12 protein-coding genes and 1 pseudogene are annotated in these 15,334 nt (G+C 50.8%); 8 read left to right on the top strand and 5 right to left on the bottom strand.

Translation table 11 applies throughout. The features are described 5' to 3' along the window. Positions 1–46: 46 nt before the first annotated feature. A complete protein-coding gene (gene gltB / locus I6E38_RS01775; RefSeq protein ID WP_407936637.1) occupies positions 47–4,567 on the top strand; it encodes a glutamate synthase large subunit in 4,521 nt (1,506 codons plus the stop codon). Positions 4,568–4,828: 261 nt separating this feature from the next. Continuing rightward, on the top strand, positions 4,829–6,175 hold the full coding sequence (locus tag I6E38_RS01770) for a glutamate synthase subunit beta (protein ID WP_235392382.1): 1,347 nt from the start codon (positions 4,829–4,831) through the stop codon (positions 6,173–6,175). A 111-nt stretch (positions 6,176–6,286) separates the two neighbouring features. Here I6E38_RS01770 and I6E38_RS01765 read toward each other — a convergent pair whose 3' ends face one another. From I6E38_RS01765 to I6E38_RS01750, 4 genes and pseudogenes are all read right to left on the bottom strand, one after another. Continuing rightward, the gene (locus I6E38_RS01765) at positions 6,287–7,594 is read right to left on the bottom strand and encodes a uracil-xanthine permease family protein (RefSeq protein ID WP_235392381.1); all 1,308 of its coding nucleotides are present in this window, start codon (positions 7,592–7,594) and stop codon (positions 6,287–6,289) included. Positions 7,595–7,766: 172 nt separating this feature from the next. Beyond that, positions 7,767–7,955 (bottom strand): RhuM family protein, encoded by a 189-nt coding sequence (gene rhuM, locus I6E38_RS01760; RefSeq protein WP_235392380.1) that lies wholly within the window; start codon positions 7,953–7,955, stop codon positions 7,767–7,769. Positions 7,956–7,964: 9 nt separating this feature from the next. Further along, positions 7,965–8,216 carry a virulence RhuM family protein gene (locus I6E38_RS01755; protein ID WP_235392379.1) on the bottom strand — a complete coding sequence of 84 codons (252 nt, stop codon included), beginning with the start codon at positions 8,214–8,216 and terminating at the stop codon, positions 7,965–7,967. 88 nt (positions 8,217–8,304) lie between these two features. Continuing rightward, positions 8,305–8,709: pseudogene (locus I6E38_RS01750) on the bottom strand (magnesium chelatase subunit ChlI family protein); the annotation flags it as partial. Positions 8,710–9,272: 563 nt separating this feature from the next. On the opposite strand from I6E38_RS01750, the gene I6E38_RS01745 reads away from it, so the two are divergent. Both I6E38_RS01745 and I6E38_RS01740 read left to right on the top strand, forming a co-directional pair. Next, positions 9,273–9,689 carry a Fur family transcriptional regulator gene (locus I6E38_RS01745; protein ID WP_094389333.1) on the top strand — a complete coding sequence of 139 codons (417 nt, stop codon included), beginning with the start codon at positions 9,273–9,275 and terminating at the stop codon, positions 9,687–9,689. A 5-nt stretch (positions 9,690–9,694) separates the two neighbouring features. Beyond that, the gene (locus I6E38_RS01740; protein WP_094389332.1) at positions 9,695–10,261 is read left to right on the top strand and encodes a 6-carboxytetrahydropterin synthase; all 567 of its coding nucleotides are present in this window, start codon (positions 9,695–9,697) and stop codon (positions 10,259–10,261) included. 533 nt (positions 10,262–10,794) lie between these two features. On the opposite strand, the gene I6E38_RS01735 is transcribed toward I6E38_RS01740, so the two are convergent. After that, positions 10,795–12,336: a YifB family Mg chelatase-like AAA ATPase gene (locus tag I6E38_RS01735; protein ID WP_235392378.1), complete on the bottom strand. Its 1,542-nt coding sequence runs from the start codon at positions 12,334–12,336 to the stop codon at positions 10,795–10,797. A gap of 196 nt (positions 12,337–12,532) precedes the next feature. On the opposite strand from I6E38_RS01735, the gene I6E38_RS01730 reads away from it, so the two are divergent. From I6E38_RS01730 to ruvB, 4 genes are all read left to right on the top strand, one after another. After that, on the top strand, positions 12,533–12,751 hold the full coding sequence (locus I6E38_RS01730; RefSeq protein ID WP_235392377.1) for a helix-turn-helix transcriptional regulator: 219 nt from the start codon (positions 12,533–12,535) through the stop codon (positions 12,749–12,751). 81 nt (positions 12,752–12,832) lie between these two features. Further along, the gene (locus I6E38_RS01725; RefSeq protein ID WP_235392376.1) at positions 12,833–13,156 is read left to right on the top strand and encodes a HipA N-terminal domain-containing protein; all 324 of its coding nucleotides are present in this window, start codon (positions 12,833–12,835) and stop codon (positions 13,154–13,156) included. Between the two features lie 40 nt (positions 13,157–13,196). Continuing rightward, the gene (locus I6E38_RS01720; protein ID WP_235392375.1) at positions 13,197–14,135 is read left to right on the top strand and encodes a HipA domain-containing protein; all 939 of its coding nucleotides are present in this window, start codon (positions 13,197–13,199) and stop codon (positions 14,133–14,135) included. 163 nt (positions 14,136–14,298) lie between these two features. Then, entirely contained in the window at positions 14,299–15,333 is a 1,035-nt protein-coding gene (gene ruvB, locus I6E38_RS01715; RefSeq protein ID WP_235392374.1) for a Holliday junction branch migration DNA helicase RuvB, read from the top strand. Position 15,334 lies beyond the last annotated feature (1 nt).

The raw sequence follows: 15,334 nt of genomic DNA, 5'->3' as shown, positions 1-15,334 counted from the left end.
CACTTTGATAGGTTTTTCAATGGTTTACTAATTAAAAGCAATTGAGATGGGAAAAACACAAGGCCATCAAGCCAGCCATGCAATGGTTGGTGAGAAATTTTCAGGACTTTACAATGCCGCCTACGAACACGACGCGTGCGGTGTAGGAATGGTAGTGAATATTCATGGTAACAAGAGCCACGAATTAGTAGACAACGCGCTGCGCGTACTTGAGAATATGCGCCACCGCGGAGCCGAAGGTGCCGACAACAAGACTGGAGACGGTGCGGGAATCATGCTTCAGATTCCTCACGAATTCATACTGTTGCAGGGCATTCCGGTGCCTGAGAAGGGCAAATACGGCACAGGTCTCGTCTTTCTTCCTAAAGACGAGCCACAGCAGCAGGCCATTCTGTCAATAATGATTGAAGAAATCGAGCGCGAAGGACTCTCGCTCATGCACCTGCGCACTGTGCCTACCAATCCCGAATGCCTCGGCGTGTCGGCACTTGCTACCGAACCGGCCATCAAGCAGGTTTTCATTACGGGCGTGACCGACGACAAGGTGCCCACTTTTGAGCGCACATTATATATTATACGTAAGCGCATTGAAAACCGTGTCAATAACAAGGACTTCTACATCTGCTCGCTTTCGAGCCGAAACATAGTTTATAAGGGTATGCTGTCGTCAATGCAGGTACGCCAGTACTACCCCGATCTCACCAACAATTACTTCACTTCAGGACTGGCGCTTGTTCATTCGCGCTTTTCTACCAACACGTTCCCAACATGGAGCCTTGCCCAGCCGTTCCGCCTTCTGGCACACAACGGCGAGATAAACACCATCCGCGGCAACCGCTCTTGGTTCAAGGCACGCGAGAGCGTGCTCTCAAGCGAGGCATTGGGCGACATCCGTGGCATATCACCTATCATACAGCCCGACATGTCAGACTCTGCAAGTCTCGACAACGTATTCGAGTTTTTCGTGATGAGCGGACTCTCACTGCCGCACGCCATGGCTGTGATGGTGCCTGAGAGCTTCAACGACAAGAACCCGATACCCGAAGATTTGAAGGCTTTCTACGAGTATCACTCTATACTTATGGAACCGTGGGACGGCCCTGCCGCACTGCTGTTCAGCGACGGAAGATACACCGGAGGAATGCTCGACCGCAACGGTCTGCGCCCGGCACGATATACTATTACCAAGAATGACACCATGGTCGTGGCATCCGAAGTGGGTGTCATGGACTTTGACCCGACTGAGATTGCCGAAAAGGGACGCCTGCAACCAGGCAAGATTCTCCTTATCGACACTCAGGAGGGCAAAATCTACTACGACGGTGAGATTAAGGAGCGCCTCGCAAGCGCCCATCCTTACCGTCAGTGGCTATCAACTAACCGTATACAACTTGAAAAACTGCACTCCGGACGTAAGGTTGACAACTCTGTCGACGACCTCACACGCAAGGAACTGATGTTCGGATTCGGCGAGGAAGATGTCGACGGCACAATCGTTCCGATGGCTACCAACGGTCAGGAACCTACCGCCTCAATGGGCAACGACACTCCGCTGGCTGTACTGAGCGGCCACGCGCAAGTGTTCTTCAACTACTTCCGCCAGCAGTTTGCGCAGGTTACCAACCCTGCCATCGACTCTATCCGCGAGTCATTGGTCATGTCTTTGTCGGAATATATTGGTCGCGTGGGCTCCGGTATTCTCTCGCCCGACGAGTCGAACTGCAAGATGGTGCGCCTGCCCCACCCCATTCTGACCAATACTCAGCTCGATATACTGTGCAATATACGCTACAAGGGATTTAACACAGTCAAGTTGCCTATGCTGTTTGAGTGCAGCAAGGGCGAAGACGGACTGCGCGAGTCGCTCGATGCACTCTGCAAGAAGGCCGAACGCAGCGTCGACGACGGCTACAACTACATCATCCTCAGCGACCGCGATGTCGATGAGAATCATGCAGCAATTCCTTCGCTGCTCGCAGTGAGTGCCGTTCACCATTACTTGATATCTGTAGGCAAGCGCGTTCAGACCGCACTTATCGTAGAGAGCGGTGAGATTCGCGAGGTGATGCACGCCGCATTACTCTTGGGCTACGGTGCTTCGGCACTCTGTCCGTACATGACATACGCCATACTCGACGACCTTGTGAAGCGCGGAAAGATTCAAGAGAACTATCCGACAGCCGAAGCCAACTACATCAAGGCAGTGAAGAAGGGTCTGTTGAAGATTATGGCAAAGATGGGTATCTCAACCATCCGCTCATATCGCGGAGCCAAGATATTCGAGAGCATAGGTCTGTCGGAGGCGTTGTTGAAGACCTACTTCGGTACAGAAGTGAGCACTATAGGCGGCGTTGGACTCGAAACCATCGCCCGCGACGCAATCAGCATGCACAACAAGGCCTTCAACAACCACAAGAAACTCGACTTCCTGCCCAACCTCGGACAATTCCACTGGCGCAAAGACGGCATACGCCACGCCTGGAACCCCGAAACCATCGCTACACTTCAGCTTGCCACACGCACTGGCAATTACGCTAAATACAAAGAGTTCACGAAGTTTGTCGACGAGAAAGAAGAACCTATCTTCATCCGCGACTTCTTCGATTTCAAACAAAATCCGATACCAGTCGACGAGGTAGAACCCGTCGAGAACATTGTTAAACACTTCGTGACGGGTGCCATGTCGTTCGGAGCTCTGTCAAAGGAGGCTCACGAGGCAATGGCTCTTGCCATGAACAAGCTCGGCGCACGCTCAAACACAGGCGAAGGCGGTGAGTTGAGCGAGCGTTTCCACGAGACTGTGGACGGCGTTTCGCTTTCGAGCAAGACCAAGCAGGTTGCTTCGGGACGCTTCGGCGTAACTACAGAATACCTGGTCAACGCCGAGGAGATACAGATTAAGGTGGCGCAGGGTGCCAAGCCGGGTGAAGGCGGACAGCTGCCGGGCTTCAAGGTGAACGAGGTGATTGCCAAGACGCGTCACTCTATTCCCGGAATCTCGCTCATTTCGCCTCCTCCTCACCACGACATCTACTCTATTGAAGACCTGGCTCAGCTCATCTTCGACCTCAAGAACGTCAATCCTAAGGCAGCCATCAGCGTGAAGCTCGTTGCCGAGAGTGGCGTTGGCACCATCGCAGCTGGCGTTGCCAAGGCCAAAGCCGACCTCATCGTCATCTCAGGAGCCGAAGGCGGCACCGGCGCTTCGCCCGCATCGAGCATGCGATTTGCAGGTATTTCGCCCGAAATCGGATTGTCTGAGACCCAGCAGACACTCGTCAAGAACGGTCTGCGCGGTCAGGTTCGTCTGCAAGTGGACGGCCAGTTGAAGACTGGACGCGACGTCGTGCTCATGGCTCTGCTCGGTGCAGAAGAGTTCGGATTCGGTACTGCAGCGCTAATCGTGCTCGGTTGTGTGATGATGCGTAAATGCAACCTCAACACATGTCCAATGGGCGTAGCCACACAGAACCCCGAACTGCGCAAGCTGTTCCGCGGCAAGGCAGAATATCTGGTCAACTACTTCACCTTCGTGGCACAAGAGGTTCGCGAATACTTGGCTCAGATGGGCTATCGCAGCCTCAACGAGATAGTAGGACACACCGAACTCGTCGTCACCAAGAAGGACGAGAAGAACCCCAAGTCGGCTCTGCTCGACTTCCACCGACTTCTGTTCCAGGAGCCCAACGGTTGCTCGCTCTATCATACAGCACAGCAACGACACAAGCTTGGCGACGTATTGGACCAGCATCTGATACGTGGAGCGCAGAACGCGATAGAACGTCAGGACGAGGTTTCGCTCGATTTCGCCATCAAGAACACCGACCGTGCCGTCGGCGCAATGCTCAGCGGAATGATAGCTCAGAAGTATGGCGAGGCAGGACTGCCCGACAAGACCATCAACGTGAAGTTCAAGGGCTCGGCAGGACAGAGCTTCGGCGCATTCCTCGTTAAGGGTGTCGACTTCAAACTGGAAGGCGAAGCCAACGACTACTTCGCCAAGGGTCTCTCAGGCGGACGCATATCAATACTCCCGCCGATAAGAAGCAACTTCGCAGCCGAGGACAACATCATAGCCGGCAACACCGGACTGTATGGCGCAACAAGCGGCGAACTCTACATAAACGGTAAGGTTGGCGAACGCTTCGGAGTGCGCAACTCGGGAGCCACAGCCGTAATCGAAGGCGCAGGCGACCACTGCTGCGAGTATATGACGGGCGGTCGCGTAGTAGTATTGGGCGAGACGGGACGCAACTTCGCCGCCGGTATGTCTGGTGGTGTAGCTTACGTTTGGGACAAGAACCACAACTTCGACTACTTCTGCAATATGGATATGGTCGAAATCAATCTTGTCGACGACAGCAACTACCGCAAGGAGCTGCACGAACTCATACGCCAGCACTACCTATACACCGGTTCGAAACTCGCACGCACCATGCTCGACGACTGGAACCACTACGTGGAGGACTTCATACAGATTGTCCCCATCGAGTATAAGCGTGTGCTGCAGGAAGAGCAGGTACGCAAGCTGCAACAGAAGATTGCAGACATGCAGAGAGACTACTGATTTGCGCGAGAGCGCAAATCGGAGTTTTGAGTTTTGAATTTTGAATTTTGAATTATCGGACAGAGCCGATTAGGAATTGTTCAATTTTGAATTGATTGATAGAATCATGTTAAAATCAATACTGAACAACCCAAAACTCAAAACTGAATAATTCAAAATGCGCAAAGCGCACAACTCAAAATTCAGAACTCAAAACTCAAAATTGCGACTGCAAGTCGCAACAATTCAAAAGTCAAAAGTCAAAATTCAAAATTAGGAATTATGGGCAATCCAAAAGCATTCCTCACTATACACCGCAAAGAGGCGGGCTACCGCCCCATACACGACCGCATTCACGACTTTGGTGAAGTCGAACAAACACTCAACAGCAACGACCGCCGTCAGCAGGCATCACGCTGTATGGACTGTGGCGTACCCTTCTGTCACTGGGCATGTCCGCTGGGCAACAAGGCACCCGAATGGAACGACGCTCTCTACAAGGGCGACTGGGAGCTGGCTTATCGCCTGCTCAACTCAACCAACGACTTCCCCGAGTTCACCGGACGAATCTGTCCGGCACTGTGCGAGAAGGCTTGCGTGCTCAATCTCGTTGAGCACGAACCTACAACCAACCGCGAAGACGAGTGTGCCATTACCGAACACGCATTTCAGGAGAACTACGTACGAGTAGAACAACCCGAGCGCAACGGCAAGAAAGTATGCGTCATAGGAGCCGGACCAGCCGGACTCGTGGCTGCCAACCGCCTCAACCACATGGGCTACTCGGTCACCGTGATGGAGAAGAACGAAAGCGCAGGCGGCTTGTTGCGCTACGGCATTCCTAACTTCAAACTCAACAAAGCTGTCATCGACCGCCGTATCGCCCTGCTCGAAGAAGAGGGCATCGTATTCAAATACAACTCGCCAGTCGACGTAGAACATCTGCCCGAAGGATTCGACGCTTACGTTGTATCAACCGGTACACCTACTGCACGCGACCTCAAGATTCCCGGACGCGAACTGAAGGGCGTACACTTCGCCCTCGAAATGCTCTCACAGCAAAACCGCGTATTGGCTGGTATGGAGTTCAAGAAGGAAGAACTGGTCAACGCCAAGGGCAAAGACGTGCTCGTAATAGGCGGTGGCGACACCGGATCAGACTGCATCGGCACGGCACACCGTCAGGGATGCAAGTCGGTGACGCAAATAGAGATTATGCCGCGACCCGTAGACGGACCCGACGACCCGAAGAATCCTTGGCCAAACTGGCCTCGTACACTCAAGACTACCTCGTCGCACGAGGAGGGTTGTACACGCCGCTGGAACATCAACTCGTTGGAGTTCCTCGGCGACAAGAACGGCAAGCTTACCGGAGTACGTGTACAAGAAATAACATGGAAACCCAACCCCGATGGCGGACGTCCGCTCATGGAGCCAGTGGGCAAGCCAGAAATAATAAAGTGTGAAATGGTGTTGCTCGCAATGGGATTCCTCAAGCCCGAGCAACCAAAGTTTGCCTCGAACGTATTCGTAGCGGGCGATGCAGCAAATGGAGCATCGCTTGTTGTAAGAGCTATGGCAAGCGGAAAGAAAATAGCTGCTGAAATAGATAATTTCCTATCGAAGTAATTGCTTTTATACGTCCTGTTGTTGAAACAGAACATAATGCAGCTATATAGAGACGGGGTCGTCGCCGAAGAGGCAACGACCCCGTTATTTTTTGTCCTTAAAGCGATTGGCTTACTCGCCCATCACCTTCTTAGGCAATACAAGATTGAGTATAACGGCAAGCAGGAACACTACAGCCACGCAGTTTTCGGCAAATACGGTGCGCACGATTTCGGGGAATATGGCAAACATTCCGGTGGCTTGGGTGAAGCCAAGGCCTACACTGAGCGACAGACTGACAATGACCATGTTGCGCTGTGAGAAACCTGCGCGTGCCATCATGCCGAATCCGGCAAACAGAATGCTTCCGAACATCATGATAGTACAGCCGCCGAGCACAGCCTGCGGGATTGTGGTAAGGGCGGCACCGATAGCGGGGAACACGCCGCCGATAATCATCACCATGGCACCTACGCCGATAGTGAAGCGGTTTACGACACCCGATATGGCTGCCAGACCTACGTTCTGGCTGAACGATGTGATTGGAGTACAGCCGAACAGACCCGATACAGAGCTGACGAAACCGTCGCAGCAGATGGCAGAACCCATCTCCTTGGTCTCAGGGTCGCGCTTCAAGGCGCTGTTGCAGAGTGCTGAAGTGTCGCCGATAGTCTCAGTAGCCGACACCAGATATACGGCTACTACAGAGAGGATGGCGCCGATGTTGAATTCGGGAGTGAAGGGAATTAAGCGCGGCAGGGCAATGATGGAATGTCCGCTGAGGCTGTCGAAGTTGACCATTCCCATGAAGCAGGCGAGCACATAGCCCACGATGAGGCCCACAAGAACCGAGAGCGAGCGCAGAAAACCCTTGGCAAACACCTGGCAGAGCAGGCAGGCAAGAAGCGTTACAGTGCCCACAATCCAGTTGCTCATGCTGCCGAAGTCGGGCGCACCCATACCTCCTGCAAACGAGTTGGCTCCGATGGGCAGGAGCGAGAAGCCGATAGCCGTAACGACAGTAGCCGAAACGACATGCGGGATGAGCTTAATCCAGTATTTGACGAAGAGTCCGAGCAGTCCTTCAACAAGTCCGCCGACGATGACGGCACCTATAAGCGTGCCCATACCGTATGTTCCGGCAATGCCGATGGCAAGCGAGAGGAACGTGAACGAGATGCCCATGACGATAGGCAGACGTGAACCTATACGCCATACGGGGAAGAGCTGCACCAGAGTACCGATACCGGCAATCACCATACAGTTCTGTATGAGCGCGGCACTGACTGCGCTGTCGAGTCCGACGGCAGCGGCAAGAATCATGATTGGAGTGATGTTGCTGACAAACATGGCCAGCACGTGCTGTAGACCGAACGGGAGAGCTTTTCCCAACGGTACTCTACCGTCAAGTCGGTAGAGATTCTCAGAGGAATTTGACATTGTTTTTATATGTAAAGTGAATTGATATATCACTCAGAAATTGCGACTTTGCACAATATAGGGTGCAAAGTTACAAAAAAAATGCTTTATTGGTTCTCCTTGTTTATCAAGTTCACTACAACCTTAACCATTACATCCTTCTCCTCTGTACGGCTCTCTGCAATCATCAAGGTTAGTGCAACGAGGGAATGGCACGTCCCATCAGCCGCACCACGTCCTTAAGCTCGTTGTATCGGTCGAGCTTGAGCTGCTGGTTGATGACGTAGCCTTTGATGAGGTATTGCTTGAGAACGGAGGTTGCCCAACGACGAAACGATGTTGCATTCTTGCTATTTATTCTATATCCTACGGAAATAATCATATCAAGATTTTAATATGGTATTTCTCGAACTATCTGTCTTTGTCCCTCTATTCGAACCTGTGCATTTTTTGCACAAGTTGAATTCTCTTCGAGTTCTTCCGATTTATAGATATTACGAATATGACGTACTATTGAAGTTCTATCTACTCCAAACAACTCAGCCATCTGACTTTGTGTAAGCCACACTGTCTCATTCTCCAACTTAACGTTAAGTTGTACGCTGCCGTCTTGCGAACGGTATATTTCTATTTGATTGTTCATATTTGTTTTCTTTTATCAAATTAAGATCAAAAAGTCCTTTTTACTTTTTAACCCTTTTACTTTTTTACTTTTCAACTCTTTTACCTTTCTAATACAACCTTCGCTCTGCCCAATCGCCTCTGTCGAGATTTCTATAACCAATGGCTTCGCTGATGTGCTGCACCTCTACACGCTCCGAACCGTCAAGATCGGCAATACTACGTGCTACTTTCAGAATACGATTGTAGGCGCGTGCCGACAGCAAGAACTTCTCCATGGCTGTGCGCAGAAGAGCGATGGAAGCGTCTTCGGGCTCGGCAAACTCGTGAATCATGCGCTCTGTCATCTGAGCATTGCAATGAATGCCACGGTATTCTTTGAAGCGTGCAGTCTGAATGTCGCGCTCCTTGATCACACGCTCGCGTATTGCCGAGCTGGGTTCGCCCGGTTCGGCCTTCGATATGTCCTTGAACGGCACGGGAGTGATCTCGCATTGAATGTCTATTCGGTCTAAGAAAAGAGGGGCCGCTGATTGTCCCACTTTTTGGCTCGCTCCATGCCATCTAGCACTACGCCTACGATGATTTATCAAGGACATAGATGAATGGCCATTGTTTATGTTCACGATGCAAAGATAATACTTTTGTTTAATTAGTCGAGTCTTTTTGATTAGAATTGCTCCATTGTGCATAGACTCTATACATTCCCACATGGGCCAGGTGAATTTCTGATAGACAGAATCTAAGGAATATATTTCGACGAGGTTGAGTCCGATAACATGTTTTTTGAGGTCTGTATTGCGGTATTGCTTCTTTACGACAGCATAGGCGCGTCCCAGATCCTCAAAAATGTAGGGCGCAACGTCGGCGAAAGGTTCCGATTCAAGACCATCCATAGTGATAATATAACACTCGGGAACCACATCATTATATGTGAACCCCCACCAGTATGCCACTATCTTCGAACAGATAAATAGGTGATGCGGTTTTATTCTTCAAAAAGCAGCAATTTTGTTGATAAAAAAATTGCAAATGCGAAATATTATCATTAACTTTGTTGCATCAAAATACGAGAGGAATGGAAAGTACGGAGATTATAAAGAACGCAGGCCTAAAAATCACTCCGCAACGTAAAGTGGTTTATGAGGTTATGATGGAATTGCGTCATGCTGCCATTGATGAAATAATCAAGTGTGTGCAATCCAAAGATAATGAGATAACCATCTCAACCATCTATCGCATTCTTGATTCGTTTTGCAAGGCTAATCTGTTATCACTTGTGTTCCATCCCGAAGTGGGGAAAAGCTATTATGACATTACCGTGACAGAGCATCACCACATATTCGAGGGAGAGAGCATCTTGGATTATATGGATGAAGGGCTTACGGAATTGATACGACAGTATTTGAAAGAAAAGAATTTTGCATCGGTTGACATTAGCCGAATACAGGTGCAGATAACGATAAATAACCCAAAGTTAAACTCTAAAAAGTAAAAAGTATGAGAAGTATCACGACTTTCGATTTGCAGTATGCACATCGGTTCTATGGCTTCCAAGGCGAAGCCCAGTATCTTCACGGTCACACTGGCACACTGACCATTGAGGTGGAAGATACGGTTGAAGAAGGTGTAAACATGGTGTACCCTTGTAATGAAATCCAAAAGGTAGCATGGAGCCTGTTGAAGAATTTTGACCATGCCTTGGTGCTCCGCGAAGATGACCCTTTGCTTCCTGCCATTCTTGATGTGTATGAAAAGCAAGGCATCAAAAACGGCCATCCGCAAAACAAAATGAAAGGAGAGGCCTTCAAGACCGAATTGGCAACGGCTTACCCCAATGCCCGTCTGGTTGTTACCAAAGAAACCATGACAGTGGAAGGTATGATTAAGATTGTATATGACTTGTTGAAAGACAAACTGAACATCGCTAAAATCACTTTCACAAGCGGTGTGAATGCCGCGTCTGCCGAGTTTACCACAAAGAATAACATCGACCGCTGTCCTCTTTGCGGTGTCGCCCTCAATGCGGATGGAGTATGCCCAAAATGTGGTTATCGTAAAAAATAATCCACGTAAAGCTGCATATAAAATAAAGCGATGATGAAAATATGGGGCTGTGTCGTAATTAAGGTTTACGGCGCAGCCCCGTTTTTTACAAGTTAGAAAAATAATTATTGCTGTCCGGTAAACAATAATTCACCCTTATATTGTTTTGTTGTTCAGTGTTTTATAGCAATATTTACTAAAGGGGCTTGCCTGTATACTATGCGGGCTGAAAGCCCAACAATCACATAGCCCAGGGCAACGCCCTGGGTGTTGAGTGTATAGGTTGAGTAGTGCGCCCTGTAAGGGCAACACCTTAATAATTAGGCTTTTGCCCTTTCAGGGCGGATGGAGATGTGGGGATATAATGCTTACCCAGGGCGATGCCCTGGGCTATGTGCTTTTGGGCTTTCAGCCCGTCTTTGACCTCATTATTAGTTTTACCGAACAGCAATAATAGTGATTATTCTTTATCCTTGCTAAGGGAAGCATCGTGGCATCACCAAGTTTTTCTTGAGGGGGGACGCACGTTCGTGAGGTCCTTAAGGTTCGGCTGACTACCTCTCCGCCCAATCGCCACGGTCGAGGTTGCGGTAGCCTATGGCCTCGGCGAGGTGGTGTGGCTGCACTCTGTCGCTGGCGTCGAGGTCGGCGATGGTGCGCGCCACCTTCAGTATGCGACTGTAGGCGCGTGCCGACAGTGAGAAGCGCTCCATCGCCATGCGTAGGAGGTCCATGCCGGCATTGTCGAGTTCGGCGTATTGGTGAATCATGCGCTCGGTCATCTGCGCATTGCAGTGTACGCCCTTGAAGTCTTTGTAACGGGCGGTCTGTATGTCGCGTGCCTTGATGACGCGCTCACGGATAGCGGCACTCGGCTCGCCGGGCTGCGCTTTCGAGATGTCCTTGAACGGCACGGGCGTTATCTCGCACTGGATGTCAATGCGGTCGAGCAGCGGGCCCGAAATCTTGTTCATGTAGCGCTGTATTTGTCCCGGCGTGCAGCAGCATTTGTGCGTTGGGTCGTTGTAATAGCCGCATGGGCATGGGTTCATCGAAGCGATGAACATAAAGGAGCATGGAAATTCAACAGTATATTTAGATCGTGAGATGGTTATCTTATGGTCTTCGAGCGGCTGGCGCAGCACTTCGAGGGTCTGCTTGTTGAATTCCGGCAACTCGTCGGCAAAAAGAACGCCGTTGTGAGCCAATGAAATCTCGCCCGGCTGGGGGTTCGTGCCACCGCCGACGAGCGCCACTTCGCTAATAGTATGATGTGGCGAGCGGAACGGACGTTGCGAAATGAGCGACGTTCCGCGCTTCAACTTGCCAGCAACGCTGTGTATCTGCGTTGTCTCCAGACTCTCGGCAAGCGACAACGGAGGCAGTATGGACGGCAGACGCTTTGCCATCATCGACTTGCCCGACCCCGGTGGGCCCACCATGATAAGATTGTGACCGCCCGCCGCAGCTACTTCCAGGGCACGCTTCACGTTCTCCTGGCCGCGAACGTCGGCAAAGTCGAGGTCGTATTGGTATTGCTGCTCGTAAAATTCGCGCCGTGTGTCAACAATAGTAGGCTCAAACACCGATGCGCCGGTAAGCAGTTTTATCACGTCAAGGATGTTTTCCATGCCGTAGACTTCAAGGTTGTTGACCACAGCAGCCTCGCGTTCGTTCTGCTTCGGTACAATCAATCCCTTCAGTTTCTCCTTACGTGCCTTTATGGCTATAGGCAGCGCACCCTTTATAGGTTGCAGGTTTCCGTCAAGCCCCAACTCTCCTACCATCATAAACTGGTCGAGCACGTCGCTTGTTATGGCTCCGCTTGCCGCCAAAATGCCAATGGCAAGCGGCAGATCGAACGAGCTTCCCTCCTTTCGGAGGTCGGCAGGAGCAAGGTTTATGGTGATGTCGCCGTGCGGAAACTTATATCCGTTGAACTGAACGGCAGATGCTATGCGGTCGCGACCTTCCCTTACAGCCATGTCGCCGAGTCCCGTCATGCGGTACATCACACCGGGTACAATGTTCACTTCAACAGTCACAGTGGTCACATCAAGGCCGTTCACAGCAGCAGAATAAGTCTTTACGAGCATAATAGTAAGTTGGATTGAAAGGTTAATATATAAAAAACAAAAGTAGCGGTTTTGCATGGATTTTACAAAGAAACAGTACGGAATTTTTTAATTTTAATAATATTGGTATCATAATTTTATACCCTTTCGGGTGCAATATAAAATAAATTCGTTATATTTGCACCCGAAAGGGTATAATTCAACATAACTATTCGATATGGATACACCAATATCAACATTCGTAAAGGAGCGTCGCAAGATGTTCAATCTCACCCAGGTAGACCTTGCAGAGAAGTCGGGAGTGGGACTGAGGTTCGTTCGCGAGCTTGAGCAAGGCAAACCAACGCTGCGTCTCGACAAAGTAAATCAAGTGCTGGCATTGTTCGGACACGAGTTGGGGGCGGTGCCGACAGCAAGTAGAATGGGTGACGAGTAGACGAATTGACAAGTAGACGAGTTGACAAGTACACAAGTAAACGAGTTGACGAGTATAAATGTTTATAAAATACGAGTAATCATGAAGAGTGCCAAGATTTACATGTACGATCGGTATGCCGGACTGCTTACCGAGGACGAAAACGGATTTTCGTTTGTCTACGATGCTGATTATCTGCAGCGGTTGGACGTCGAACCGATTAGCCTTACAATGCCCCTGCGCAGCGAACCATACGAAGACAAGGTGCTGTTCCCATTCTTCGACGGACTAATTCCCGAAGGATGGCTGCTCAACATTGCCGAACGCAGCTGGAAAATCAACCAGCGCGACCGCATGTCGCTCTTGCTTGCATGCTGCAAGGACTGCATCGGGGCGGTAAGCGTAGTGCCCGTAGAAGATGTCTAACCCAACAAACCCACCTAACCACATTAACACTCCATTGACTATGAACAGATGTCTATACTGCTATAAGCCACTGAAAGAAGGACAAACCGACTTCCATCCAGCCTGCGCACGCAAGCTTTTCGGCGTGAAGGAGGCCCCGTCTCTGCCTTATCGTCGCAGTCAGATTGCTGATTTGGCAAAAAGAGTAGTGCGGGCGCAGACAACGCTGACCGGTGTTCAGGCCAAACTGTCGCTCGATGTAAACCCCGGCGGACGCAACGAGCCCGACCGTTTCACCATAGTAGGACTTTGGGGACGCTACATACTGAAACCTCAGACCGACGCTTATCGTGCTTTGCCGGAGCTGGAAGACCTCACCATGCACATGGCTGAGGCTGCAAAGATAGCCGTAGTGCCCCATTCGCTCATCCGTTTTGCCGACGGCGAGCTGTGTTACATCACCCGTCGCATCGACCGCGAGCGCAATGGCATGAAGATAGCAATGGAAGACATGTGCCAACTGTCCGAACGTCTGACGGAATACAAGTACAAAGGGTCGTACGAGCAGATAGCAAAGCAGATAAAGAAGTATTCAGCCACGCCCCAACTCGACCTCGTGAACTACTGGGAAGTGGTGGTATTCTCGTGGATAACGGGCAATTCGGACATGCACCTCAAGAACTTCTCGCTCTACAAGACCCCCCTCGGCTACACGCTAACGCCCGCCTACGACCTCCTTTCGACAGCCATCGTTATGCCCGAGGACAAGGAAGAACTTGCGCTTACGCTCAATGGCAAGAAGGCAAGGATAAAGCGCAGCGACTTCGAGAATTCGATAATAGCGTCGGGAGTGAACGAAAAGGTGCTCGACAACATTGCCAAGAAGTTTCGCAAGGCGCTCATCAAGTGGCTCGACCTTATCGACATATCGTTTCTGCCCGACGATTTCAAGCGGCAATACAAGCGGTTGATAATAGGCAGAATGCTGAGGTTGAAGTGATGTTATACATACACTACATCATTATTAATATTTGACAAAAACAACGGTCGCAATGATTTGCGAAGGCGCACTAAATCAACCTTACAATTTAGTTTGGCTCTACAAAGCCTTTCTTAATAAAAATCGTTATCTTTGCAGAAGATAACGATTTTAATAAAGCATAATGGAAGAAGATTTCGATATACGCGAGGAGCAGGCGCGTAAGGGCGAAAAGGACTTTGAAAACGCCCTCCGACCGCTGCGATTCGGCGACTTCAGCGGACAGCAGAAGGTGGTTGACAACCTTGAGGTGTTCGTTGAGGCTGCCAAGTATCGTGGCGAACCGCTCGACCACACTCTCTTGCACGGTCCTCCGGGACTAGGCAAGACCACACTGAGCAACATCATTGCCAACGAACTCGGCGTGGGATTCAAGATAACAAGCGGACCCGTGCTCGACAAGCCGGGCGACCTTGCCGGCATACTCACATCGCTTGAGCCGCGCGACGTGCTCTTCATCGACGAGATACATCGTCTGTCGCCCGTCGTCGAGGAGTATCTATACTCGGCAATGGAAGACTATCGCATCGACATAATGATAGACAAGGGACCGTCGGCACGCTCCATCCAGATAGACCTTAATCCCTTTACGCTCGTCGGAGCTACCACTCGTAGCGGTCTGCTTACAGCCCCGTTGCGCGCCCGATTCGGCATCAATCTGCACCTGGAATATTACGGCCCCGAGATGCTTCAGAAGATTATAAAGCGCTCGGCAGCCATAATGCGGGTACCAATCGACGACGATGCCGCCATAGAGATAGCACGCCGCTCACGCGGAACGCCCCGTATAGCCAACGCCCTGCTGCGCCGTGTGCGCGACTTTGCGCAGGTGAAGGGCAACGGACGCATCGACCGCGACATAGCACGGCTGTCGCTCTCGGCGCTCAACATCGACCAGTATGGTCTCGACGAGATTGACAACAAGATACTGCTGACCATCATCGACAAGTTCCACGGAGGTCCTGTTGGCGTCAGCACCATAGCCACCGCCATCGGCGAAGACACCGGCACCGTCGAGGAAGTGTACGAGCCGTATCTCATCATGGAGGGATTCATCAAGCGAACGCAGCGCGGACGCATGGTCACACCACTCGCTTACCAGCATCTCGGACGCCCAATGACGGGCAGCAACGCCGCAGAACCGTCGCTGTTCGACTAAT

The organism is Leyella stercorea (assembly GCF_021531355.1).
Classification (GTDB): domain Bacteria; phylum Bacteroidota; class Bacteroidia; order Bacteroidales; family Bacteroidaceae; genus Prevotella.
Note: the sequence above shows the minus strand (reverse complement) of the source record. Positions and strands in the feature narration are given on the sequence as shown.

Excerpts from the sequence above, each read along its gene's own strand:
- I6E38_RS01735 (WP_235392378.1), bottom strand. The coding sequence starts at position 12,336 with ATGCTCGTAAAGACTTATTCTGCTGCTGTGAACGGCCTTGATGTGACC.
- I6E38_RS01765 (WP_235392381.1), bottom strand. The coding sequence starts at position 7,594 with ATGTCAAATTCCTCTGAGAATCTCTACCGACTTGACGGTAGAGTACCG.
- I6E38_RS01720 (WP_235392375.1), top strand. The coding sequence starts at position 13,197 with ATGAACAGATGTCTATACTGCTATAAGCCACTGAAAGAAGGACAAACC.
- I6E38_RS01740 (WP_094389332.1), top strand. The coding sequence starts at position 9,695 with ATGAGAAGTATCACGACTTTCGATTTGCAGTATGCACATCGGTTCTAT.
- gltB (WP_407936637.1), top strand. The coding sequence starts at position 47 with ATGGGAAAAACACAAGGCCATCAAGCCAGCCATGCAATGGTTGGTGAG.
- I6E38_RS01725 (WP_235392376.1), top strand. The coding sequence starts at position 12,833 with ATGAAGAGTGCCAAGATTTACATGTACGATCGGTATGCCGGACTGCTT.
- ruvB (WP_235392374.1), top strand. The coding sequence starts at position 14,299 with ATGGAAGAAGATTTCGATATACGCGAGGAGCAGGCGCGTAAGGGCGAA.
- I6E38_RS01745 (WP_094389333.1), top strand. The coding sequence starts at position 9,273 with ATGGAAAGTACGGAGATTATAAAGAACGCAGGCCTAAAAATCACTCCG.
- I6E38_RS01730 (WP_235392377.1), top strand. The coding sequence starts at position 12,533 with ATGGATACACCAATATCAACATTCGTAAAGGAGCGTCGCAAGATGTTC.
- I6E38_RS01755 (WP_235392379.1), bottom strand. The coding sequence starts at position 8,216 with ATGAACAATCAAATAGAAATATACCGTTCGCAAGACGGCAGCGTACAA.
- rhuM (WP_235392380.1), bottom strand. The coding sequence starts at position 7,955 with ATGATTATTTCCGTAGGATATAGAATAAATAGCAAGAATGCAACATCG.
- I6E38_RS01770 (WP_235392382.1), top strand. The coding sequence starts at position 4,829 with ATGGGCAATCCAAAAGCATTCCTCACTATACACCGCAAAGAGGCGGGC.